We start from the raw sequence: 23,568 nt of genomic DNA, 5'->3' as shown, positions 1-23,568 counted from the left end.
CGGTGAGCGCCCTGTGGGTCCTGGTGGGGGCGGCGGCGATGGTGTTCGTGGCCGGGGGCTTCTCCGCCGCCGACGCCGCGCTGAGCGGCTTCTCCCGCGCCCGTGCCGAGGAGCTGGTCACCGAGGGGCGCACCGGCGCCCGCCGGGTGCTGCAGATCCTGGACGACGCCCCGCGATACCTCAACACCGTCCTGATGCTGCGGCTGCTCTTCGAGACGGGCGCGATCGTCCTGGTGACGCTCACCGTCTCCGACCTGCTCGGCGGGCGGTGGTGGCCCACGGTGGCGACCTCGCTCGGCGTCATGCTGCTGGTCTCGTTCGTGGTGGTCGGCGTGGCGCCGCGCACGATGGGACGCCAGCACCGCGTCGCGGTCGGCCTGGCGCTTGCCGGTCCGGTGGTGGCGGTCACCCGCATCCTCGGACCGGTGCCGCAGCTGCTGATCCTGCTGGGCAACGCGATCACCCCCGGCCGCGGCTTCCGGCGCGGGCCGTTCTCCACCGAGACCGAGCTGCGCGAGCTGGTCGACCTGGCCGAGGCCTCCGCGGTGATCGAGGAGGGCGAGCGGAAGATGATCCACTCGGTCTTCCAGCTCGGCGACACGATCGTGCGCGAGGTGATGGTGCCCCGGCCGGACATCGTCTACCTGGAGCGGCACAAGAACCTGCGCCAGGCGATGTCGCTCTTCCTGCGCAGCGGCTACTCCCGGGTGCCGGTGATCGACGAGAACCTCGACGACGTCGTCGGCATGGCCTACCTCAAGGACATCGTCCGCCGTGACTTCGAGGACCCGGAGGTCGAGACGACGCAGCGCATCGACGAGCTGATGCGCCCGGTGCACTACGTCCCGGACTCCAAGCCCGCCGACCAACTGCTCGCCGAGATGCAGGCCTCGCGCCAGCACATCGCGGTCGTGGTCGACGAGTACGGCGGCACCGCGGGACTGGTGACCATCGAGGACGTGCTGGAGGAGATCGTCGGGGAGATCACCGACGAGTACGACGAGGCGGAGGCCGGGATCGAGACCACCGACGCCGGTACCAGGGTCTCCTCCCGCTTCCCGGTGAGCGACCTCGGCGAGGTCTTCGGCGTGCACGTGGTCGACGACGACGTCGACACGGTGGGCGGCCTGATGGCCAAGTACCTGGGGAAGGTGCCCATCCCCGGCTCGGCGGTCGAGGTGCACGGGCTGCGCTTCGAGGCCGAGGGCCCCTCGGGGCGGCGCAACAAGGTCGGCACGGTGCTGGTGAACCGGGTCGGCGAGTGGCTGGACCAGGACCAGGACGAGTCGGCCGACCGGGCCGGGACACAGGAGCGGGTCGATGGCTGAGCACGGGTTGAGCGCGGAGGACGCCAAGCTGGTCACGCTGGCCCGGTCCACCCGGGCCAGGGTCGGGGCCGCCGAGGGAGCCGCCGTCCGCGACAGCGACGGGCGCACCTACGCCGCGGCCACCGTCGACCTGCCCTCGCTGCGCCTCTCCGCCCTGCAGGTCTGCGTGGGGATGGCGGTCGCCTCCGGCTCTCGCGGCCTGGAGGCAGCCGTGGTGCTGGGTGCCGACGGGGCGTCGGCCGGGTCGGCCGAGGACGTGGCGGCGCTGCGCGACCTGGGCGGGCCCGACGTCGTGCTGCACCGGGGCGACGCCCGCGGGGCGGTCGCGGAGACCACCGCGGTGGGCCCCGGGGCCTGAGCGCACCGCCCGGTCCGCCTGCGAGTGACCTCGCCCTGGACCCTGGCGCCTCCGGGGCACCTGCCCTAGCGTGGGCCGGGTGAGCCTCGTCGTGGCTCCTCGGGAGGGCCGACGTCATGCGGCCGCCGTCGCCCGTCTGCAGGCGTCGTACGCGGCTCTGCCGCCTGGCGCCCCCGTGCGGCTGGCGAAGACCACCACGAACCTGTTCCGACCCCGCGTCGAGGTCGGCACGGGGCTCGACGTGAGCGGCCTGGACGGCGTGCTCTCGGTGGATCCCGAGTCCCGGCGGGCCGAGGTGCAGGGGATGTGCACCTACGAACGGCTGGTCGCCGCCACCCTGCCGCACGGTCTGATCCCGCTCGTGGTGCCCCAGCTGCGCACCATCACCCTGGGCGGGGCGGTCAGCGGGCTCGGCATCGAGTCGACCAGCTTCCGCTCCGGGCTTCCGCACGAGTCGGTGCTGGAGATGGACGTGCTCACCGGCGGCGGGACGCTGGTCACCTGCCGGCCGGGGGACGACCTCTTCGACGCCTTCCCCAGCTCCTACGGGTCGCTGGGCTACGCGACCCGGCTGCGCATCGAGCTCGAGCCGATCGGCACCCACGTGGCACTGCGGCACGTCGAGTTCCCGGACGCCGGCAGCCTCGCGGCAGCGGTCGAGGAGGTGGTCGCGACCCGGCGCTGGGAGGGCGAGCGCGTCGACGGGATGGACGGGGTGGCCTTCACCCCCACGCAGCTGCGCCTGACCCTGGCGCGGTTCGGCGCGGAGCCCGGCCCGGTCTCCGACTACACCAGGACGGGCGTCTACTGGCGCTCGGTGCAGGAGCGGGAGACCGACCTGCTGACCGCCGCCGACTACGTGTGGCGCTGGGACACCGACTGGTTCTGGTGCTCGCGCGCCTTCGGCCTGGGGCATCCGGTCGTCCGCCGGCTGTGGCCCCGCCGGTGGCGGCGCTCGGACGTCTACCAGCGGCTCGTCGCCCTGGACCGCCGGGTGGGCCTGGTCGATCGCCTCGACGCCCGGGCCGGCCGGCCACGGCGTGAGCGCGTCGTCCAGGACGTCGAGGTGCCCGTCGAGGCGCTCGGGGAGTTCCTGGCCTGGTTCGACCGGGAGGTCGGGATGCGGCCGGTGTGGCTGTGCCCGCTGCGGCTGCGCACCTCGCGCGCGTGGCCGACGTACCCGCTCGAGCCGGGCAGGACCTACGTCAACGTCGGCTTCTGGGGCACCGTCCCGGTGGGACCCGGAGCCGAGGACTCCCCGCTCAACCGGGCGGTGGAGACGAAGGTGAGCGAGCTGGGCGGGCACAAGTCGCTCTACTCGGAGGCCTTCTACGACCGCGAGACCTTCGACGGGCTCTACGGCGGACCGGAGCTCGCGGAGGTCAAGCGCCGCTACGACCCCGACGACCGGCTGACCAGCCTCTACGACAAGGTGGTGCATCGACGATGAGCCTGCTCACGACCCGACAGCTGAGCGTCGCCGAGGCGTTCGAGTCCCTCGTCCGCGGAGCCCTGCCGATCCGGTTCACCGCGTACGACGGCAGCGCCGCCGGTCCGCCCGACGCCGCGCTCGGGCTGCGCCTGACCAGCGAGCGCGGTCTCTCCTACCTGCTCACCGCCCCCGGGGACCTCGGCCTGGCCCGCGCCTACGCCGCGGGCGACCTCGAGCTCGAGGGCGTCCATCCCGGCGACCCCTACCCGGCCCTGCGCGAGCTCAAGCAGGTGCGCTTCCACACCCCCGGCCCAGCGGAGATGATGGCGCTGCTGCGCTCCCTGGGCGTCGCGCACCTGGTCCCTCCCCGACCCCCGCCGCAGGAGCGGCTGCCGCGCTGGCGTCGCACCGTCGAGGGGCTCCGCCACAGCCGGAGCCGCGACGCGCGGGTGATCGAGCACCACTACGACGTCTCGAACCGGTTCTACGAGCTGGTGCTCGGTCCGTCGATGGCCTACACCTGCGCCGTGTTCCCGCACGAGAGGAGCACGTTGGAGGAGGCGCAGGCCGCCAAGTTCGACCTGGTGGCCCGCAAGCTGGACCTGCAGCCGGGGGAGCGGATGCTGGACGTCGGGTGCGGGTGGGGCGGGCTGGCGATGCATGCCGCCCGGGAGTACGGCCAGCAGGTGCTGGCGGTCACGCTCTCCCCGGGGCAGGCCGAGTGGGCCCGGCAGGCGGTGGCGCAGGCAGGGCTCTCGGACCAGGTCGAGGTCAGGTGCCAGGACTACCGCGAGGTGACGGAGAGCGGGTTCGACGCGGTCGCCTCGATCGGGATGCTGGAGCACGTCGGAGTACGCAACTACGCGCCGTACTTCGAGCACCTGCGGGAGCGGGTCCGGCCCGGGGGCCGGCTGCTCAACCACTGCATCACTCGGCCGCACAACCGGCGTACCGAGACGGGGGCGTTCATCGACCGCTACATCTTCCCGGACGGGGAGCTCACCGGCGTGGGCCGGATCATCGTCGCCGGGCAGGACTCAGGGCTGGAGATGCAGCACGCCGAGAACCTGCGCCCCCACTACGCCCGGACGCTCGCCGCCTGGGGCAGCAACCTGCGCGAGCACTGGGACGCCTGCGTGGCCGAGGCCGGCCTGGCCACGGCGAAGGTCTGGGGCATCTACCTGGCAGGGTCCCGGCTGGGCTTCGAGCTCAACGACATCGAGCTGCACCAGGTGCTCTTCACCCGGACCGAGCCGGACGGGAGCGGGGGATTCGGGCTCGAGACGCACTGGTGACTAGCCTGGGGGCGTGAGCACCAGGGCTGAGCAGCACGACGCGACGGTGCTCTCCCGTGAGCACCTCTCCGAGCACCTCGTCCGGCTGGTCCTCGGCGGGCCCGGGCTCGCCGGCTTCACCAGCACCGGCATCCCGGACGAGTGGGTCGGCCTGGTGGTGCCCGGTCAGTTCCAGAGCAGGTACTACACCGTCCGCCGGTGGGCCGACGGTGAGCTGGTCCTCGACGTCGTGGTGCACGAGACCGGGCTGGTCACCGAGTGGGCCAGCGGCGACTGCGTCGGCGACACGGTGACCGTCACGGAGCCCAAGGGCTCCTTCGACCTGCCCGAGGGGGCGGGGTGGCTGCTCCTGGTGGGCGACCTGACCGCTCTGCCGGCGATGGCCCGGATCGCCGAGACGGTCGACCTGCCCACGCGGGTCTGGGCCGAGGTCCCCGACGACCTGACCGACTACCTTCCCGCCGGCCCCGAGGTGACCTGGTCGGCTCCGCCGGCCGCGGGCGCCTCCGCGCTCGCGGAGATGGTCGAGGGCATCGACTGGCCTGAGGGCGAGGGCTACTTCTGGATGGCGGGGGAGTCCGCCCAGATGCGGGCGATCCGCAAGCACCTGATGCGCGCGCGCCGCCTGCCCAGCTCGGCGTACGACGTGATGGGCTACTGGCGGGCCAACGCGGTGCGCCAGCCCCGGGCCGTGGACCCGGGACCGATCTACCGGGCCGGCAAGGCTGCCGGCCAGCCCGACGACGAGATCTGGGCGGCCTACGACGCCGCCCGGGAGGAACGATGACCCAGACCAGCACGCCGCACCGCAGCGGTTTCGTCTCCTTCGTGGGCAGGCCCAACGCCGGGAAGTCGACTCTGACCAACGCGCTCGTCGGCAGCAAGGTGGTCATCACCTCCTCCAAGCCGCAGACCACCCGGACCGTGGTCCGGGGGATCGTGCACCGCGACGACGCCCAGCTGATCCTGGTCGACACCCCCGGGCTGCACCGTCCGCGGACGCTGCTCGGCGAGCGCCTCAACGACCTGGTGAAGACCACGTGGGCCGAGGTCGACGTGGTCGCCGTCTGCTTCCCGGCCAACGAGAAGATCGGTCCCGGGGACCGGTTCATCGTCAAGGAGCTCGGCAAGGTCCGCCGGACGATCAAGGTGGCGATCGCGACCAAGACCGACCTGGCCACCCCGGAGCAGATCGGGCAGCACCTGCTGGACATCCAGACCCTGGGGGCCGAGACCGGCACCGAGTGGGCCGAGATCGTGCCGGTCTCCGCCGTCGCGGGCAGCCAGGTCGACCTCCTGGCCGACCTCCTGGTGGGCCTGCTGCCCGAGGGGCCGCAGCTCTACCCGGACGGCGACCTCACCGACGCCCCCGAGGAGGTGCTGGTGGCCGAGCTGATCCGGGAGGCCGCCCTGGAGGGCGTGCGGGACGAGCTGCCGCACTCGATCGCGGTGACGGTGGAGGAGATGGGCCTGCGCGAGGACCGGTCCGAGGACCGGCCGCTCCTGGACATCCACGCCAACCTCTACGTCGAGCGCGACTCCCAGAAGGGGATCATGATCGGGCACAAGGGGGCGCGCCTGCGCGAGGTGGGCAAGGCCGCCCGGCTGCAGATCGAGGCTCTGCTCGGCACCCCGGTCTACCTCGACCTGCACGTCAAGATCGCCAAGGACTGGCAGCGGGACCCCCGTCAGCTGCGCAAGCTCGGCTTCTGACACCAGCTCGCCGGTCCGGTCGGCGCTGCTCCATCGGCGCCTGCGTCCGCGCCGCCCCGGTCAGCGCTGGACAGCGGTCCAGCACAGGCCGTAGCGCCGCCCGGCGCTCCACTGCGCCCGGGTGGGGCGCTCCTCGGCCCAGGTGAAGCTGAACTTGTTCCGGGCACGTGCCCTGGCGGCGGCGGTGCACCGGGGATCCATCCGACGGAAGATCTGCGCCCGCGGCGGGTAGGCGCCCTGGCCCAGGCTCACGCTGGCCACCGCCCGCCAGCTGTGCCGGCGGGAGCAGGCCACCCGGCGGAAGGCCGGGGTCCCCGGCCGCGCGGTCCCGCAGGTGGCGAAGGCGTTGCGCGGACCGGGGGCCCGCAGGATTCCCCGCAGCCGGTTCGGGCGGGGCAGGGCCAGCAGCCGGTCGTCCGACTGCGCCGCGATCACGTCGCACCGGAACCACCGTGCTCCCTGCTCGACCTGCGCGGGTGACGGGGTGAACCACACCCGGGTCAGCAGCGAGAGCCGCCGCTGCTCCAGGGAGCCGCCGAGGAACCGTGCCAGCCGCCGCTGGCAGGTGGGGGCGACCTGCCGGCGTACCCGCGGGCTGTCGAGCGCCCCGGCGGGATCGGCGGGGTCCAGCTCCAGGAACCCGGTGGAGTAGGTCACGGCCGTGTGCGCCGAGCGGCAGGAGACCGGGGGAGCCTCCGCTGCGGAGGCCAGGGCCTCGCGTGAGTCCAGCCGGTAGCAGCGCCCCGCCCGGGGCCGGGCCGGTGCCGCCGAGGGGGTCTCGGGCGGTGCGGCTGAGGGGGAGGACGAGGACGACCGGGACTCCGACGGCTCCGAGGGCGAGGAGTCCCCGCCGCCGGAGGTGCAGCCGACCAGGGCCAGCGCGACGGCGCAGGCCAGGCTCGGCAGCGCGCCTCTCACCCCGGCCCCACCAGGGCGGCCAGGGTGGCGCCCAGCTCGTGGCCGGCAGCCAGCTCGGGCTCGCCCACGTCTCCCACGACCTCGAGCACCGGCGCGGCCTGTCGCCAGGGCAGCGCCTGCGCGAGCGAGAGCACCGACCGGGTGGCGCCGGTGGTGTCGTAGCGGCCGTGCACCCACAGGCCGAACGGTCGTCGGCCGCTGCTGCTGGGGCCGGCCGCTCCTTCCGCGTCGAGCGCGCCGCCGGCCTCCAGGAAGATGGTGTCGAAGAAGTGCTTGAGCGCCCCGCTCATGTAGCCGAAGTTGGCGGGGGTGCCGAGGAGGTAGCCGTCGGCGGTCAGCACGTCGGCAGCCGTCGCCTCGAGGGCGGGCCGCACCACGACGTCGACCGTGCCGTCCAGGGCGTCGTCCCGGGTCCCCTGCACCACCGCGTCGCCGAGGGCGCGGACGGAGTCGGTGGGGAGGTGGTGGACGACCAGGAGGCGGGGCACCTCTCCAGCCTAGGTCGGGCCTGTGAGACGCGGCACCTGGACGGGAGGGCCATGGTCTAGACTGCGGGGGTCATGATGAGTCGACTCCTCCTTCGCTGCCGCAACGAGGCCTGATCACCGGCCACCTCGTTGCGGGGAGCGTGCTGCGTGCCGGACGCCCGAGCCTCGCAAGGAGATAGACCATGACCGACCTGAGCAACATGCACAACAACCAGCAGCAGTCGCCGATGCCGTTCGACCGCTACCGGCCCTTCGTCCCGGTCGACGTGCCGGACCGGACGTGGCCCGCCCGCCGCATCACCCACGCGCCCCGGTGGCTCTCCACCGACCTGCGTGACGGCAACCAGGCGCTGATCGACCCGATGACCCCGGCCCGCAAGATGGCGATGTTCGACCTGCTGGTCTCGCTGGGCTACAAGGAGATCGAGGTCGGCTTCCCCAGCGCCAGCCAGACCGACTTCGACTTCGTCCGCCAGCTCATCGAGGGCGACCGCATCCCCGACGACGTGCAGATCTCGGTGCTGACCCAGGCGCGTGAGGACCTGATCGAGCGGACCGTGCAGTCGCTGGTCGGGGCCGACCGGGCGACGGTCCACCTCTACAACGCCACGGCGCCGCTCTTCCAGCGCGTCGTCTTCGGGGTCACGCCGGACGAGTGCCTGTCGATCGCCACCCGTGGCACCGAGCTGGTGGTCAAGTACGCCGAGGAGCTGCTCGGCGACCTGGTCGGCACCGGCGCGTTCGGCTACCAGTACAGCCCCGAGATCTTCACCCAGTCCGACACCGACTTCGCGCTGCAGGTCTGCGAGGCGGTCTCCGACGTGTGGCAGCCCGAGGCGGGCCGCGAGATCATCCTCAACCTGCCGGCGACCGTGGAGATGTCCACGCCCAACACCTACGCCGACCAGATCGAGTACTTCTCCCGCGGGCTCACCCGGCGTGAGCACAGCGCCATCAGCCTGCACCCGCACAACGACCGGGGCACCGCCGTGGCCGCGACCGAGCTCGGCCTGATGGCCGGTGCCGACCGGGTCGAGGGCTGCCTGTTCGGCCACGGCGAGCGGACCGGCAACGTGGACCTGGTGACCCTGGCGATGAACCTGTTCAGCCAGGGCATCGACCCGCAGATCGACCTCTCCGACATCGACGAGGTGCGGCGCACGGTCGAGTACTGCACCAACCTGCCGGTGCACCCGCGTCACCCGTACGCCGGCGACCTCGTCTACACGGCGTTCTCCGGATCGCACCAGGACGCGATCAAGAAGGGCCTGGAGGACCTGGAGCGCCGCGCCGAGGAGCAGGGCGTCCCGGTGGACCAGATGCCGTGGGAGGCGCCGTACCTGCCGATCGACCCCAAGGACGTCGGCCGCAGCTACGAGGCGGTCATCCGGGTCAACAGCCAGTCCGGCAAGGGCGGCGTGGCCTACCTGCTGAAGTCCGAGCACAACCTGGACCTGCCGCGCCGCGCGCAGATCGAGTTCAGCCGGGTGATCCAGCAGCGGACCGACGCCGAGGGCGGCGAGGTCACCCCCGAGGAGATCTGGTCGGTCTTCCGCGGCGAGTACCTGGACCGGACGTCGCCGCTGGCGCTCGACTCGGTGCACACCTCCTCGGCGGCGGGGCAGAAGGACGAGCTCACCGTCAGTGTCCGCGTCGACGGTGAGCCGGTGACGCTGACCGCGGAGGGCAACGGGCCGATCAACGCCTTCACCCACGCGCTCAACGCCCTGGTCTCCGAGCGTCAGGCGGCGTGCGACCCGGCCTTCGCGGACCGGGGAGACGTGCGGGTCCTGGACTACCACGAGCACGCCCTGTCGGCGGGCGGCGACGCGATCGCGGCGGCGTACGTCGAGTGCGCGGTGGGTGACCAGGTGCTCTGGGGCGTCGGCCTGGACCCGAACATCGTCTCGGCGTCGCTCAAGGCGGTCGTCAGCGCGGTGAACCGGGCCCGCTGAGCCGGTCCCTCACTCCCGGGAGGCCGGGAGGCGGATGGTGGCGACGGTGCCTGCGAGGTGCTCGGACTCCAGGGTCACCGTCCCGCCGTGCGAGGCCACCACGGTCTGCACGATCGTCAGGCCCAGGCCGGTGCCCTGGATGTGCCGGGCCTGGGCGGTCGAGCTGCGCCAGAACCGCTTGAACAGGTTCTCCTGCTCGTCGCGAGGGATGCCCAGGCCGGTGTCGGAGACCTCGACCACCGCCTCGCCGAGCGTTGCGTCGTAGGTGAGCACGCAGGTGACCTGTCCACGCGGCTCGGTGAACTTCATCGCGTTGCTGAGCAGGTTGCTCAGCGCCCGCTCGAGCTGCGACCAGTCGCCCTCGACCAGGATCGGGTGCTCGGGCACGCGGAAGCAGAGCTGGAGACGGCGGGCGGCCTCGCTCGCCACCGTGGTGTGCTCGAGCGCGTGGACGAGGTCGACCAGGTCGATCCGCGCACGCTCCCACGCGGGCAGGTCGGCGGCGAGCCCGTTGAGCGCCAGCAGGTTGTCGACCAGGTTGACCAGGCGCTGGCCGTTGCGGTTGATCGCGTCGACCACCGGTGCCTGCTCCTCGGCGATCTCGCCGAAGTCGCCGTCCTGGAGCAGCTCGGTGTAGCCGACGATGCTGGCCACCGGGGTCCGCAGCTCGTGGCTGACGGTGGAGACGAACTCGTCCTTGGCGACGTCGAGGTGGCGTAGCCGCTCCACCACGGTCCGCTCCTTCTCCAGGGCGGTGGCGAGCACCTCCTGGTTGTGGCGCGCCTCGGTCACGTCGTTGCCCAGGCACAGGTAGCCGATGAGCAGGTCGTTGTCGTCGGTCACCCGGGTCAGCGACATCGACACCAGCGTCCGGCTCCCGTCGGAGCGTCGCCAGGTCCAGTCCTGGGCCTGCTGGTCGAGCAGGTGCTCCAGCACGGTGGGGAAGGTGGGGGCGCTGTCCCGTTCGGCGGCCCAGGTGGCGAGCTCGTCGGGCACCAGCAGGTCGACGAACGGCGTGCCGACCGTCGCGAAGGCGGGCGCGGAGAGCAGCTTCTCCGCGCCCGAGTTGAACAGGGTGATCCGGCCGACGGGGTCGATGCCGATCAGCGCGGTGTCCAGGGCCGCCGCGAGCAAGTGCTGGGTGAGCCCGGCGGCGTTGCGCTCGGCGGTCACGTCCAGCCCGGTCATCACCAGGTACGTCGCCTGGCCCTCGGGGTCGCTGACCACCCCGCTGGTCCAGGCGATCCGGCGCTCGTGCCCCTCGGCGTCGAGCAGGGTGCTCTCCACCGCGGACGGGATCGGGTCCGGATCGTGCTCGGCGAACATCCGCTGCGCCAGGTCGCGGTGCTCCTCGGGCACTGCCACCTCCCAGACGGGCCGTCCGACCAGCTCCTCGGTGCAGGCGCCGACGAGGGAGGCGAGCGCGGGGTTTGCCCGCAGCACCGTGCCGCGCAGGTCGCAGACCAGGATCAGGCACGCGGTGGTCGCCAGGGTGATGTCGCTGAGCCGGCGCTCGGCGTCGAGGTCGGCCCGGGCGACGCGCTCGTCGGTGAGGTCGAGCAGCTGGGCGCTGAACATCGGTTCCCCGCCCGAGCCCGAGAGGGGGGCCACGCTCAGGGCGATCTGGCGCTCGGGACGGTGGGCCATCCGGCCCTCGCCGCGCCATCCGTCCAGCGTCCCGGCCACCATCTGGTCCAGGATCCCCGAGAGGGGGGTGGTGGTCTCCAGGAGCGTGGAGAGCGGTTGTCCCACCACCTGCTCGCGGTCCAGGCCCAGGAGGGTGGTCGTCTGCTGGTTGGCGTCGAAGACCTCGAAGTCGTCGTGTCCGGCGCGCAGCACGAGCATCGCGACCAGGGACTCGGAGAAGTTGCGCCGGAACAGGTCGCCGGTGGCTCGCAGCTGGTCGTTGAGGCGCATCGTCTGCTCGACGTTGATGGCGAGCGGGACACAGATCAGCACGATGCACATGAGGAAGGTCTGGACCAGGGAGGTCGCCTCCCAGGGGCCGATCGCGTCGGCCCCGGTGTTCACCGCGAAGGGTCCGAGACCCTGCGAGGTGGCCCCGGAGACGATGGTCGCGATCACCGCGATCTGCACGGCGACGACGCGCAGGCCGAACTTGAAGGCGGCCCAGACCAGGAAGGGGATGGGCACGAAGGCCATGGCAAGCACGTCGCTGACCCCGAAGACCAGCAGGGTGGTGAAGGTCAGGGCACAGGTCTGGAGGACCAGCTCGCCCATCCGGACGGGGACCAGCGGCCGGCGCAGGCTCAGCAGGACCGGGGCCAGGACCAGCACCGCCGCCGCGTGCGAGGGGGCGATCGCGAGCAGGTAGGCCCGTCCGCTGTCGGGGCCGCCCACCAGGGGCAGTGCCACCCCGGCGACCGCCCCGCCGATCCCGGCGGACAGGGCCGCAGCCGCGATCAGGCGCAGGAAGTCGACCTGGGTGCCGAGGACCGCCAGCCCGCCGCGGCGCAGGCGGATCACGCACGCGAAGATCACCGCCTCCAGCGCGACCACGACGCTCAGCGTGACCGCGAAGGGCACGGGGCGGTCGAAGAGCACGTTGGCTCCGGTGTTCGCGGCGACCACCGTCGGCACCACCCACCACCACCAGCGCCGGGGGGTGACGGTCAGCAGCGTGCAGGCGATGCCTACCGGCGGCCACCAGGGTGACAGGGACCAGGCCGAGACGGCGGTGACGGCGAGTGTGAGGACCCCGGCGAGGAAGACGAGTGCCCCGACTCCCAGCGCGGACCCGCGCCGCTCCAGTTCCCTCACCCGAGTGGACATGGCGCACAGTGTTCCAGTCCGCGAGCGGCTTGGTGGTCATTCGGTCCACTCGGCACGCTGGTGGCTAGATTGCCTGACATGTTGGTCTCGGAACGCATCGGTCAGCTCTTCCTGTCCTCGGGCGACCGGCTGGAGTTCACCGAGTACGGCGGAGGCGAGCGCTGGGCCGTGCTGCTGCACGCCGAGCTGATGACCAGGCGGATGCACCAGCCGCTCGCGCGCAGGCTGGCGAGCGAGGGATTCCACGTGCTCGCCCTGGACCTGCTGGGGCACGGCCGGTCCGACCGGCCGAGCGACCCGCTGGCCTACTCGGTGACCGCGTACGCCGAGCAGGTGGAGGCGCTGCTCGACGAGGTCGGCGCCGAGCAGGCGCTGCTCGTCGGGGTCTCGCTGGGCGCCAACGTCGCGCTGGAGACCGCGGTGCGGTCGCCGGACCGGGTGCGCGGCCTCCTCCTGGAGTCCCCGGTGCTGGACAACGGCTTCGCGGCCGGGCTGCTGCGGATGGCGCCGCTGATGCTGGGCGCCCGGGTGGCGCCGCTGGCCTTCTCCGGGGTGCGCAGGCTGGTCCGCGCCGTGCCCCGCGGCGTGATGCCGTTCTGGGTGGGGGTCGCCCTCGACACGTGCAACCAGCGTCCCGGGGCGCTCGCTGCGATGGTGCACGGCGTGCTGTTCGGGCGGATGGCGCCGAACGCGGGCGAGCGCCGCGGGATCGGGGTCCCGGTGCTCCTGGTCGGCCACCGGGCCGATCCTGCGCACCCGTGGGCCGACGTGGAGATGCTCGCCGCCGAGCTGCCCCAGGCCACGGTCGTGCGGTCGCGCGGGCCCCTGGAGTGGCGACTGGACCCGGCCCGCCTGGACGGGGCGGCGATCTCGTTCGCCCTGGACTGCTGGGACGCGCGCAGCACCCGGAAGCGGCAGCGGCGCAGCTCGACCTGACCGAGCGGGCGCCAGGAGGCATCAGCAGGCACCAGCAGGCACAATGGGGGAGTGCCCCTCTACCGCGACGAGGCCGTCGTCCTGCGCACCCACAAGCTGGGTGAGGCGGACCGGATCATCACCCTGCTCACCCGGCACCACGGCCGGGTCCGCGCGGTGGCCAAGGGCGTACGACGCACCACCTCGCGCTGGGGCTCGCGGCTGGAGCCGTTCACCCACGTCGACCTCCAGCTGGCCGAGGGTCGTTCGCTCGACACGATCACCCAGGCCGAGACGCTCACCCCGTTCCACTCCGGCATCGGCCTGGACTACGACCGCTACACCGCGGGCACGGTGATGCTCGAGACGGCCGAGCGGCTGGTGGTGGAGGAGAAGGAGCCCGCCCTCCAGCAGTTCCTGCTGCTGGTCGGGGGTCTGCGGGCGATGGTGAGCGGCGAGCACGGTCCGGGCCAGGTGCTCGACTCCTACCTGCTGCGCTCGTTGGCGGTGGCCGGTTACGCACCCTCGTTCGACCACTGCGTGCGCTGCGGCACCGAGGGGCCGCACCGGTTCTTCAACCCGGCGGCCGGCGGCGTGCTCTGCACGGTGTGCCGGCTCCCGGGGTCGGCCACCCCGGCGCTGGAGACCCTGCAGGTGCTCGGCGCGCTGCTGGCCGGCGAGTGGCCGGTGGTGCACGGCGCGGAGCCGCGCCACCTCCGGGAGGCCAGCGGCCTGGTCGCGGCGTACCTGGCCTGGCACGTCGAGCGGGGCCTGCGCTCCCTGGAGCACCTCGAGCGCTGACCCGGCTGCGGGCGAGCCCGGTCGGGCTCGGCCGCAGGCTCAGGCGGACCCGTAGCGCCGGTCCCGGTGGGCGTACTCCTCGATCGCCGCCCACAGGTGGGTGCGGTCCACATCGGGCCACAGGACGTCGGAGAAGACGAACTCGCTGTAGGCAGACTGCCAGGTCATGTAGTTGGAGAGCCGCTGCTCGCCGGAGGTGCGCCAGACCAGGTCGGCCTCGGACCACTCCGGCACGTACAGGTGGCGGGCGATCGTCTTCTCGTCGATGCGGTCGGGCTTGATCCTGCCGGCGGCGACCTCGTGGGCGATCGAGCGCACCGCGTCGGCGATCTCGGCGCGCCCGCCGTAGTTGACGCACATCGTCAGGGTCAGCACGTCGTTGTCCCGGGTCAGCTCCTCGGCGACCTGCAGCTCCCGGATCACCGACTTCCACAGCCGGGGCGCCCGCCCGGCCCAGCGGACCCGGACCCCCAGCTCGTGCATCTCGTCGCGGCGCCGGCGGATCACGTCGCGGTTGAACCCCATGAGGAAGCGCACCTCCTCGGGGGAGCGCGACCAGTTCTCGGTGGAGAACGCGTAGGCGGAGATCGCCTTCACGCCGATCTCGATCGCGCCCTCGACGACGTCGAACAGGGACGTCTCACCCTGCTCGTGACCGCGGGTGCGGGGGAGCCCCCGCTCCTTGGCCCAGCGCCCGTTCCCGTCCATCACGATCGCCACGTGCCGCGGCACCAGGTCCGCGGGCACGGCCGGAGGGCGGGCACCCGAGGGGTGGGGCGTGGGGGGTCGGACCTCTCGCTTCGCACCGGTACGCACAGCGGGAGCCTAGTCGTGCGTGTCCGCGCGGTCGGGCGCACCCGGAGCGCGGCAGGACGGACACGTCCCGAAGATCTCGAGGTCGTGGCTGATGTCGGCGTAGCCGTGCTCGCGCGCGATGCTCTGGGTCCACCGCTCCACCGCCGGGCCCTCGACCTCCACCGTGGCCCCGCAGACGCGGCAGACCAGGTGGTGGTGGTGCGTGGTCGAGCAGAGCCGGTAGAGCGACTCCCCGTCCTCGTTGCGCAGCACGTCGACCGCGCCGACCTCCGCGAGGGCGGCCAGGGTGCGGTAGACGGTCGCCAGGCCCACCCGCTCGCCGCGCCGGGTGAGCAGCTCGTGCAGCTGCTGGGCCGAACGGAAGTCGGAGAAGGTGGAGAGCGCCTCGGTCACGGCCGTCCGCTGGCGGGTGGGCCGCAGCGCGGGCTCGGGCCGGGTGCGGTCAGTGTTCGTCATAGTGGGCCCCGTGCGGCGCGTGCCGGTGTCCGTCGTGCAGGTAGTCGACGTGGTTCCCGTGCTCGACCCCCCGGTGCCCGCAGCCCTCTCCGTGCTGGTGCGGATGGTCCTCCGGTCGCAGGTGGGCCGTCTCCTCGGCTGAGGGGGCCTCGTCGGCGAAGGGGACCCGGAGCCGCTGCCGTCGGCGTAGCAGCGCCCCAACCGGCCAGGTGAGCACGAACAGCAGCAGGCTCAGCAGGACGATGGACGCCCCGGGCGCCACGTCGGCGCGGTAGGAGGCGGCAGCCGCGAGCACCAGGCCGCCGAAGGAGGCGGCCAGGCCCAGCCCCATGGCCAGCATCAGGGTGGCACGGAACGAGCGGGCCAGCTGCTGGGCGGTGGCCACCGGCACCACCATCAGTGCGGAGACCAGGAGGAGCCCCACCGTCCGCATCGCGACGGTGACCGAGACCGCCGCCAGCACCGCGACCAGCAGGTTGTAGGTCCGCACCGGCAGGCCCGCGACCCGGGCGAACTCCTGGTCCTGGGAGACCGCGAACAGCTGGGGTGCGAGGCCGAGGCAGAGGAAGGTCAGGACCACGGCGAAGGCGAGGGTGAAGAGCACGTCCTCGGCCGAGACGCTGAGCAGCGAGCCGAACAGGTACTGCTGCAGCTTGGCGGTGCTCTCCCCACCCACCCCGGCGACGAAGATGCCGCCGGCCAGGCCGCCGTAGAAGAGCAGTGCGAGGGCGACGTCGCCGTTGGTGTGGCCACGCTCGCGGATCACCTCGATCGCGATGGCACCGAGGACGGCGGCGATCACCGCCGTCCAGGTGGGGGCGAACCCGGTGACCAGGCCGATCGCGACCCCCGTGACCGCGACGTGGCCCAGGCCGTCGCCCATCAGCGCCATCCGGCGCTGCACCAGGTAGGTGCCGACGGCCGGGACGGCGAGCCCGGTGAAGATCGCCGCGAGCAGGGCGCGCTGCATGAACGGCAGCGAGAACAGCGAGACGAGGTCGTTCATCGGTCGCCCTCCGGCGTGTCCAGGGGCGAGGCCACGAAGGGCACGTGGTCCTGCTGGGGCTCGACGTGGTGGTGGGTGTGCGCCTCACCGAGATGAGGGGAGTGCACCTCGTGGTCGTCGAGCGGCGCGCCGTCGTAGACGATGCGCCCGCTGCGCATCACCACCGCGCGGTCCACCAGTGGGCGCATGGGGCCGAGCTCGTGGGCGACCAGGACGATCGTGGCGCCCCGACCGGCCAGGGTCCCCAGCGCGTCGGCCAGCGCCTCCTGGTGCGGCAGGTCGACGCCCGCGGTCGGCTCGTCGAGCAGGAACAGGTCCGGCTCGCCGGCCAGGGCGCGGGCGATCAACGCGCGCTGCTGCTGCCCGCCGGAGAGGTTGCTGATCCCCGAGCGGGCGAGCTCCCGCAGCCCCACGACCTCCAGGGCGTCCTCGATCATCCGGCGGTCCTCGCGGCTGAGCGGCCGGAACAGGCGCCGGCGGGTGAGGCGTCCGGAGGCGACGACCTCCCAGACCGAGGCCGGCACCCCCGAGCCCGCCCCGGCGCGCTGCGGGACGAAGCCGACCCGCTGCCAGTCGCGGAAGGACGGCAGGGGGGTGCCGAAGAGGGACGCGGTGCCGGCGGCGAGTGGCCGCAGCCCGGTCATCGCCCGGACCAGGGTCGACTTGCCCGACCCGTTGGCCCCCATCAGCGCGACGAACTCCCCGGTGCGCACCATGAGGTCTGCGCAGCGCACCACGGGACGGCCGTCGATCGAGACCGAGACGTTGTCCAGGGCGACCGGAGGCTGTGCGCCGGCGGAGGACGACGGCGCGCTCAGCATCCGTCGGCCTTGCGCAGCGCGTCGAGGTTGTCGCGCATCAGGGAGAGGTAGTCCGCCTGGGAGCCGGAGCCGGAGAGGCCCTCGATCGGGTCGAGGGTGTCGGTCCGCAGGCCGGTGTCCTTCGCCAGGGAGCGCGCCGGGGCCGACGACCCGAGCGTCTCGCTGAACACGGTGGTCAGGCCCTCGTCGCGGATCAGCTCCTGCAGGTGCTGGAGGTCGGCGGCCGTCGGCTCGGCGTCAGGCGAGAGCCCGGCGATCGGCTCGAACTCCAGGCCGTACCTGCCCAGGTAGCCGAAGGCGTCGTGGCTGACCACGACGACGTCGCGCTCGCACCCGGCCAGACCGGCGGTGTACTCCTGGTCCAGCTCCTCCAGGCGCCCGCGCAGTGCCTCGGCGGAGTCGGCGTACTGCTCGGCGCCCTCGGGGTCGATCTCGGAGAGCTCCTCGGCGACCGCGTCCCCGAGATCCGCCATCAGCAGCGGGTCGAGCCAGAAGTGCGGGTCCTCGTCCCCGTGGTCGTGGCCGTCGTCCTCGTGCCCCTCGTCCCCGTGGTCGTCGTGCTCGTCGTGGTCGTGCCCCGTGCCGGCGGGGGCCAGGTCGACGACGTCCTCGACGTCGAGGACCTTCCCCTGGGTGTTGGTCTCGGCGGCATCGAACACCTCGGGCTGCAGGGCCTGGTGGGTCAGCGCCAGGTCGGCCGAGGCGAGGTCGGCGGTCTTCTCGATGGAGAGACCGGCCTCGTGCGCCTCCTGGCCCGGCTTGGTCAGGTTGACCACGTCCGCGCGGTCTCCCGCGACCTGCTCGGCCACCCAGGCCAGGGGGTAGAAGCCCGCGGCCACCTGCACCCGGTCGCCGTCCGAGCCGCTCTCGTCCGACAGTGCGCCACAGCCCGGGGCGACCAGGACGAGCGGGACGAGGAGAGCGAGCCAGGGGGAGGTCTTCATGAGAACGATTCTCACATCCGGGGCCTCCGTCTTCAACACGAGGGTCGCCGGCCGACCGTGCCGCGCCTGCGCGCCTAGGCTGACGGGGTGATGGTGATCAACAGGTTCCGGGTGCCCGCGTCGGCCGGCGAGCAGTTCCGCGCCGACCTCCAGGTGGCGCTGGAGACGCTCGCGGCCCGCCCCGGTCACGTCCGTGGCGCCATCGGGCGCAACCTCGACGACCCCGAGCTGTGGGTTCTGCACACCGAGTGGCGCGACGTGGGCTCCTACCGGCGTGCGCTCTCCTCCTACGAGGTCAAGCTCACCGCGGTGCCGATCCTGAGCCGGGCGATCGACGAGCCCAGCGCCTACGAGCCGGTGCTGCCGGGAGCCGCCCTCAACGAGGCACGTAGCCGCTCGTTACCCTGATCCTTCGAGGTCGGCAGCCAGCCGGCCGTGCGCAACAGGAGCTCTCACCGTGGCCAAGCCGCCCCCCTCGCCCGTCGACAACGTCGTCTCGCTCGCCAAGCGGCGCGGCTTCGTCTACCCCTGCGGGGAGATCTACGGCGGTACCCGGTCGGCCTGGGACTACGGCCCGCTCGGTGTCGAGCTGAAGGAGAACATCAAGCGCCAGTGGTGGCGCGCGGTGGTGCAGCGTCGTCAGGACGTGGTGGGTCTCGACTCCAGCATCATCCTGCCGCGCCAGACCTGGGAGGCGTCCGGCCACGTCGACACCTTCAACGACCCGCTGACCGAGTGCCAGTCGTGCCACAAGCGCTACCGCGCCGACCACCTCCAGGAGGCGTACGCGGAGAAGAAGGGCCTCGACGACCCCGACCAGGTCGACCTGCGCGACGTCGCCTGCGCCAACTGCGGCACCCGCGGCGCCTGGACCGAGCCGCGCCAGTTCTCCGGCATGCTCAAGACCCACCTCGGTGTCACCGAGGACGAGTCCGGCATGCACTACCTGCGGCCCGAGACCGCCCAGGGGATCTTCCTCAACTTCGCCAACGTGGTGACCTCGAGCCGGATGAAGCCCCCGTTCGGCATCGCCCAGATCGGCAAGAGCTTCCGCAACGAGATCACGCCGGGCAACTTCATCTTCCGCACCCGTGAGTTCGAGCAGATGGAGATGGAGTTCTTCGTCAAGCCGGGTGAGGACGAGGAGTGGCACCAGTACTGGATCGACGAGCGCACCCGCTGGTACACCGACCTGGGGATCAACCCGGACAACCTGCGCCACTTCGAGCACCCGAAGGAGAAGCTGAGCCACTACTCCAAGCGGACCGTCGACATCGAGTACCGGTTCCGTTTCGCCGGCTCGGAGTGGGGCGAGCTCGAGGGCGTCGCCAACCGCACCGACTTCGACCTCTCCACCCACTCCCAGCACTCCGGCCAGGACCTGAGCTACTTCGACCAGGCCGCCAACGAGCGCTACGTGCCCTACGTGATCGAGCCGGCAGCCGGGCTCTCGCGCAGCCTGATGACCTTCCTGGTCGACGCGTACGCCGAGGACGAGGCGCCCAACACCAAGGGCGGCGTCGACAAGCGGACCGTGCTGCGGCTCGACCCCCGCCTGGCCCCGGTCAAGGTCGCGGTGCTGCCGCTGAGCCGCAACGCCGACCTGAGCCCGAAGGCCAAGGGCCTCGCGGCCGAGCTGCGGGAGAACTGGAACGTCGAGTTCGACGACTCCGGCGCGATCGGTCGCCGCTACCGCCGCCAGGACGAGATCGGGACGCCGTACTGCGTGACCGTCGACTTCGACACCCTCGAGGACGGCGCGGTCACCGTGCGCGAGCGGGACTCGATGAGCCAGGAGCGGATCAGCCTGGACGGGATCAGCCGCTACTTCGCCGAGCGGCTGCTCGGCTGCTGAGCGCGGCGCCTGCGCCGGCGAGGAAGGAGGGCCGCGTGGTCGGCTCCGCACTGCCCACCGAGCTGGTCCTGGGGGACCTGCGGATCGAGACCCCGGTCGTGCTCGCCCCGATGGCCGGCATCACCAACGCGGCCTACAGGCGCCTGTGCGCCGAGCAGGGGGCTGGTCTCTACGTCTGCGAGATGATCACCTCCCGCGGGCTGGTCGAGGGTGACGAGACGACCCGGAAGATGCTCGTCTTCGACGAGCTCGAGACGGTCCGCTCGGTGCAGCTCTACGGCACCGACCCCGTCTACGTGGGCAAGGCCGCCGAGATCCTCTGCGCCGACTACGGGGTCGCGCACGTCGACCTCAACTTCGGCTGCCCGGTGCCCAAGGTGACCCGCAAGGGCGGCGGCGGGGCGCTGCCGTGGAAGCGCGGCCTGCTGGGGGAGATCCTCGAGGCGGCAGTGACGGCCACGGCGCCGTACGGCGTCCCGGTGACGATGAAGACCCGCAAGGGCCTCGACGAGGACCACCTGACCTACCTGGACGCCGGCAGGATCGCCCAGGAGACCGGGGTGGCCGCGATCGCGCTGCACGGCCGCACGGTCGAGCAGGCCTACTCCGGCGAGGCCGACTGGGACTCGATCGCCCGGCTCGTGGAGCACATCGACATCCCGGTCCTGGGCAACGGGGACATCTGGGAGGCCGGGGACGCCGTCCGGATGGTCCGCGAGACCGGAGCCGCCGGCGTCGTCGTCGGACGCGGGTGCCTGGGCCGGCCCTGGCTCTTCCGCGACCTGGCCGCGGCGTTCTCCTCCACCCCCACCGAGACCGTCCTGCCCACGCTGGGCGAGGTCCGCGCGGTGATGCGCCGGCACGCCGAGCTGCTCTGCCGGCACATGGGGGAGGAGCGCGGCTGCAAGGAGTTCCGCAAGCACGTGAGCTGGTACCTCAAGGGGTTCCGGGCCGGCGGGCCGCTGCGCCACTCGCTGGCGCTGGTCGACTCGCTGGCCGACCTCGACCGGCTGCTCGCCGAGCTGGACCCCGACGAGCGGTTCCCGGTCTCCGAGCTGGGCGCGCCCCGGGGTCGCCAGGGCTCGCCGCGCAAGCGTGTGGCCCTGCCGGAGGGGTGGCTCGACGACACCGACGGACGGGGCGCACGGTGGCGCGAGGACGCCGACGAGGCCACCGGGGGCTGACGCCGGCCGTCACAGCAGTCGCAGGAGGGTGCGGTCGTCACCTACTGCCCGGTCGTGCGGGGCCCTTGTCCGGATAACGGAGGGGTGAGGGGTGACACCCCAGAATGGGCGATTGAAATGTCTAGTTCCTGACGGCATTGTGCTTGACTCAACGACCACGTCCGGGGCACGACCTGCGCCGGACGTATCTTGTCAGCAACAGCTAAGGATCAGCGCTGTGGCACAGCATCGCCACAAGCGGGTCACCGACGCCCGCACCCCCCTGGCCAGAGCCGCCCTCGTGGCCGCTCCGGTCGCCTTCCTCACCACCGTCTCCGCGGTCGCTCTCGGCGTCGTGTCCCAGGACCAGCCCCCCTCCCGGGACCTGTTGGCCGGCACGGCCCTGGCCAGCAGCATCGGCGAGCGCTCCGCCCCCGTGAGCCGGAGCTCGTCCCGTGCGGCCGACGAGGCCCGCAAGGCCGACCGCAAGGCCGACCGCAAGGCGGAGAAGCAGGCCGAGCGGAAGGCTGCGAAGAAGGCCGCCCGCAAGCAGCAGCAGAACGCCGCCGCGGCGGCCCGGGCCGCCGACGTCGCCGTCCGGCAGGCCGACACCCGGCTCTGGACCACCGAGGCGCTCAACCTCTGGACGTCGGCCGACGGGTCCGCGCAGAAGGTCGGCGTCGTCGACGCTGCCACCAAGGTGCTGGTGACCGGCCGCGAGGCGCAGGGCCGCACAGAGATCGTGATGGGCGGCAAGGCTCGCTGGGTGACCAGCGGCTACCTCGACGAGGAGAAGCCGCTGACCGGCATCGCCGGGAGCTGCACCAACGGCACCTCGGTCCCGGCCGGCGTCGACCCGGACATCACCGCCGTGCACCGCGCGGTCTGTGCCCGGTTCCCGGAGATCACCTCCTACGGCACGTTCCGCAGCGACGGCGAGCACGGCCAGGGTCGCGCGGTCGACGTGATGGTCAGCGGCTCCCGCGGCTGGGAGGTCGCGGAGTACCTGCGGGCCAACTACGCCGACCTCGGCATCGAGTACCTGATCTACTCCCAGAAGATCTGGTCGGTCGACCGCGCGGGCGAGGGATGGCGCGGCATGTCGGACCGTGGGTCGGCCACCGCCAACCACTACGACCACGTGCACGTGACGGTCTACTGAGTGCTGCCGCGGACACCGGGACCCGCACGGGTCCCGGTGTCGGCAGCGACGGGTAGCGTGCGACCCGATGGACCACCTGTACGACGACGCCGATCGCGAACGCCTCGTCCCCGAGCCCCCCAAGCGGGTCGACGCCCCGGTGCGTCGCGCCTTCGAGCGAGACCGGGCCCGCGTGGTGCACGCGGCGGCCACGCGGCGGCTCGCGGCCAAGACCCAGGTGATGGGTCCCCAGGCCGACGACTTCGTCCGCAACCGCCTGACCCACAGCCTCGAGGTGGCGCAGGTCGCCCGTGACCTGGCCCGAGCGCTGGGCTGCCATCCCGACCTCACCGAGACGGCGGCCCTCGCCCACGACCTCGGGCACCCGCCGTTCGGCCACAACGGCGAGCGGGTGCTGGCTGACCTCAGCGAGGCCTGTGGCGGGTTCGAGGGCAACGCCCAGACCCTGCGCCTGCTCACCCGGTTGGAGGCCAAGACCTTCGACGGGCAGGGGCGCAGCGTCGGCCTCAACCTCACCCGGGCCACGCTCGACGCCTGCACGAAGTACCCCTGGACCCGGGGGGCCGCCCTGCCCCCCGCGGGGGTGCACAGCGACGGCACGGTGCGCACGGTGCTGAAGTTCGGCGTCTACCCCGATGACGAGCCGGTCTTCGACTGGATGCGTCGGGGAGCTCGCGGTACCGCCCAGTGCCTGGAGGCCCAGGTGATGGACCTGGCCGACGACGTCGCCTACTCGGTGCACGACGTGGAGGACGGGGTGGTCGCCGACCGGGTCGACCTGACCCGGCTGGACCGTGCGGGCCTGTGGCAGACGGTGCGCGACTGGTACCGGCCGGACGCCGACGACGACCTGCTGGACGACGTCCTCACCGGGTTGCAGACGGTGGAGAGCTGGCCCACGGAGCGCTACGACCACAGTCGTCGCGCACTCGCGGCGCTGAAGAACCTGACCAGCGACCTGATCGGCCGCTTCTGCGGCAGCGTCCAGGAGGCCACCTTCGCCGCAGGCGAGGGGCCCTTCGTGCGCTACCGGGCGGACCTCGTCGTGCCGGAGCACACCCAGCTGGAGATCGCGGTGCTCAAGGGGATCGCCGCGCACTACGTGATGAGCGCCGACGACCGGGTCGCGCTGATGTCCCGGCAGCGTGAGCTGATGGCCGAGCTGGTGGAAGGGCTGCTGCTCCGTGGTCCGGACGCACTCGACCGCCCCTTCGCACAAGACTGGGAAGAGGCGGTCGACGAGAGCGGTCGGCTGCGCGTGGTGATCGACCAGGTGGCGTCGTTGACCGACGCCAGTGCCGTGACCCGACACGCAGCCGTCAGGGGTTAGGCCCCCCGTCAGGCCGTGC

Annotated in this window: 22 protein-coding genes; 14 read left to right on the top strand and 8 right to left on the bottom strand. The window is 72.4% G+C overall.

Features of this window, described 5'->3' with window-relative positions:
- Positions 1-2 precede the first annotated feature (2 nt).
- The 6 genes from H8838_RS12545 (at position 3) to era (ending at position 6,126) form a co-directional block, all read left to right on the top strand.
- The gene (locus H8838_RS12545; RefSeq protein ID WP_224766108.1) at positions 3-1,328 is read left to right on the top strand and encodes a hemolysin family protein; all 1,326 of its coding nucleotides are present in this window, start codon (positions 3-5) and stop codon (positions 1,326-1,328) included.
- Positions 1,321-1,686 carry a cytidine/deoxycytidylate deaminase family protein gene (locus H8838_RS12540; protein WP_181312774.1) on the top strand — a complete coding sequence of 122 codons (366 nt, stop codon included), beginning with the start codon at positions 1,321-1,323 and terminating at the stop codon, positions 1,684-1,686. Before H8838_RS12545 ends, H8838_RS12540 begins: the two co-directional genes overlap by 8 nt.
- 79 nt (positions 1,687-1,765) lie before the next feature.
- Positions 1,766-3,136 (top strand): FAD-binding oxidoreductase, encoded by a 1,371-nt coding sequence (locus H8838_RS12535; protein WP_224766107.1) that lies wholly within the window; start codon positions 1,766-1,768, stop codon positions 3,134-3,136.
- Positions 3,133-4,413, top strand: a complete 1,281-nt coding sequence (locus H8838_RS12530; protein WP_185995850.1) for an SAM-dependent methyltransferase — start codon at positions 3,133-3,135, stop codon at positions 4,411-4,413. Before H8838_RS12535 ends, H8838_RS12530 begins: the two co-directional genes overlap by 4 nt.
- Positions 4,414-4,426: 13 nt before the next feature.
- The gene (locus H8838_RS12525) at positions 4,427-5,200 is read left to right on the top strand and encodes a siderophore-interacting protein (protein ID WP_185995851.1); all 774 of its coding nucleotides are present in this window, start codon (positions 4,427-4,429) and stop codon (positions 5,198-5,200) included.
- Positions 5,197-6,126 (top strand): GTPase Era, encoded by a 930-nt coding sequence (gene era, locus H8838_RS12520; RefSeq protein WP_181312771.1) that lies wholly within the window; start codon positions 5,197-5,199, stop codon positions 6,124-6,126. Before H8838_RS12525 ends, era begins: the two co-directional genes overlap by 4 nt.
- Before the next feature lie 60 nt (positions 6,127-6,186).
- On the opposite strand, the gene H8838_RS12515 is transcribed toward era, so the two are convergent.
- Together H8838_RS12515 and H8838_RS12510 are read right to left on the bottom strand one after the other, a co-directional pair.
- The gene (locus tag H8838_RS12515; protein WP_185995852.1) at positions 6,187-7,044 is read right to left on the bottom strand and encodes a septum formation family protein; all 858 of its coding nucleotides are present in this window, start codon (positions 7,042-7,044) and stop codon (positions 6,187-6,189) included.
- A complete protein-coding gene (locus tag H8838_RS12510; protein ID WP_185995853.1) occupies positions 7,041-7,532 on the bottom strand; it encodes an NAD(P)H-dependent oxidoreductase in 492 nt (163 codons plus the stop codon). Before H8838_RS12510 ends, H8838_RS12515 begins: the two co-directional genes overlap by 4 nt.
- 182 nt (positions 7,533-7,714) lie before the next feature.
- Here H8838_RS12510 and leuA point away from each other — a divergent pair, with 182 nt between their 5' ends.
- Complete coding sequence (gene leuA / locus H8838_RS12505) at positions 7,715-9,487, top strand: 2-isopropylmalate synthase (RefSeq protein ID WP_185995854.1); 1,773 nt, start codon at positions 7,715-7,717, stop codon at positions 9,485-9,487.
- A gap of 9 nt (positions 9,488-9,496) precedes the next feature.
- On the opposite strand, the gene H8838_RS12500 is transcribed toward leuA, so the two are convergent.
- Positions 9,497-12,280: a sensor histidine kinase gene (locus H8838_RS12500; protein WP_181312767.1), complete on the bottom strand. Its 2,784-nt coding sequence runs from the start codon at positions 12,278-12,280 to the stop codon at positions 9,497-9,499.
- 78 nt (positions 12,281-12,358) lie between these two features.
- On the opposite strand from H8838_RS12500, the gene H8838_RS12495 reads away from it, so the two are divergent.
- A complete protein-coding gene (locus H8838_RS12495) occupies positions 12,359-13,216 on the top strand; it encodes an alpha/beta fold hydrolase (RefSeq protein WP_185995855.1) in 858 nt (285 codons plus the stop codon).
- Positions 13,217-13,267: 51 nt separating this feature from the next.
- Entirely contained in the window at positions 13,268-13,996 is a 729-nt protein-coding gene (gene recO / locus H8838_RS12490) for a DNA repair protein RecO (RefSeq protein WP_185995856.1), read from the top strand.
- 39 nt (positions 13,997-14,035) lie between these two features.
- Here recO and H8838_RS12485 read toward each other — a convergent pair whose 3' ends face one another.
- From H8838_RS12485 to H8838_RS12465, 5 genes are read right to left on the bottom strand one after another with little or no spacing between them, the layout of a single operon-like run.
- A complete protein-coding gene (locus H8838_RS12485) occupies positions 14,036-14,812 on the bottom strand; it encodes an isoprenyl transferase (protein ID WP_185995857.1) in 777 nt (258 codons plus the stop codon).
- A 9-nt stretch (positions 14,813-14,821) separates the two neighbouring features.
- Positions 14,822-15,268 (bottom strand): Fur family transcriptional regulator, encoded by a 447-nt coding sequence (locus H8838_RS12480; RefSeq protein WP_185995858.1) that lies wholly within the window; start codon positions 15,266-15,268, stop codon positions 14,822-14,824.
- A complete protein-coding gene (locus H8838_RS12475) occupies positions 15,255-16,274 on the bottom strand; it encodes a metal ABC transporter permease (protein WP_185995859.1) in 1,020 nt (339 codons plus the stop codon). The genes H8838_RS12480 and H8838_RS12475 overlap by 14 nt, the downstream gene beginning before the upstream one ends.
- A complete protein-coding gene (locus H8838_RS12470) occupies positions 16,271-17,095 on the bottom strand; it encodes a metal ABC transporter ATP-binding protein (RefSeq protein ID WP_185995860.1) in 825 nt (274 codons plus the stop codon). The genes H8838_RS12475 and H8838_RS12470 overlap by 4 nt, the downstream gene beginning before the upstream one ends.
- The gene (locus H8838_RS12465; RefSeq protein ID WP_185995861.1) at positions 17,089-18,039 is read right to left on the bottom strand and encodes a metal ABC transporter substrate-binding protein; all 951 of its coding nucleotides are present in this window, start codon (positions 18,037-18,039) and stop codon (positions 17,089-17,091) included. Before H8838_RS12465 ends, H8838_RS12470 begins: the two co-directional genes overlap by 7 nt.
- Positions 18,040-18,129: 90 nt before the next feature.
- On the opposite strand from H8838_RS12465, the gene H8838_RS12460 reads away from it, so the two are divergent.
- The 5 genes from H8838_RS12460 (at position 18,130) to H8838_RS12440 (ending at position 23,549) form a co-directional block, all read left to right on the top strand.
- On the top strand, positions 18,130-18,447 hold the full coding sequence (locus H8838_RS12460; RefSeq protein WP_181312902.1) for an antibiotic biosynthesis monooxygenase family protein: 318 nt from the start codon (positions 18,130-18,132) through the stop codon (positions 18,445-18,447).
- 49 nt (positions 18,448-18,496) lie between these two features.
- Positions 18,497-19,894: a glycine--tRNA ligase gene (locus H8838_RS12455; protein WP_181312759.1), complete on the top strand. Its 1,398-nt coding sequence runs from the start codon at positions 18,497-18,499 to the stop codon at positions 19,892-19,894.
- A gap of 35 nt (positions 19,895-19,929) precedes the next feature.
- Positions 19,930-21,078, top strand: a complete 1,149-nt coding sequence (dusB, locus tag H8838_RS12450) for a tRNA dihydrouridine synthase DusB (protein WP_185995862.1) — start codon at positions 19,930-19,932, stop codon at positions 21,076-21,078.
- A gap of 217 nt (positions 21,079-21,295) precedes the next feature.
- Entirely contained in the window at positions 21,296-22,219 is a 924-nt protein-coding gene (locus H8838_RS12445) for a hypothetical protein (RefSeq protein ID WP_181312757.1), read from the top strand.
- A 67-nt stretch (positions 22,220-22,286) separates the two neighbouring features.
- Positions 22,287-23,549, top strand: a complete 1,263-nt coding sequence (locus H8838_RS12440) for a deoxyguanosinetriphosphate triphosphohydrolase (protein WP_185995863.1) — start codon at positions 22,287-22,289, stop codon at positions 23,547-23,549.
- The last annotated feature ends 19 nt before the right edge of the window (positions 23,550-23,568 follow it).

The sequence above is a fragment of the Nocardioides campestrisoli genome (genome assembly GCF_013624435.2).
GTDB lineage: Bacteria > Actinomycetota > Actinomycetes > Propionibacteriales > Nocardioidaceae > Nocardioides > Nocardioides campestrisoli.
This window is presented reverse-complemented; position numbering and strand designations above follow the sequence as displayed.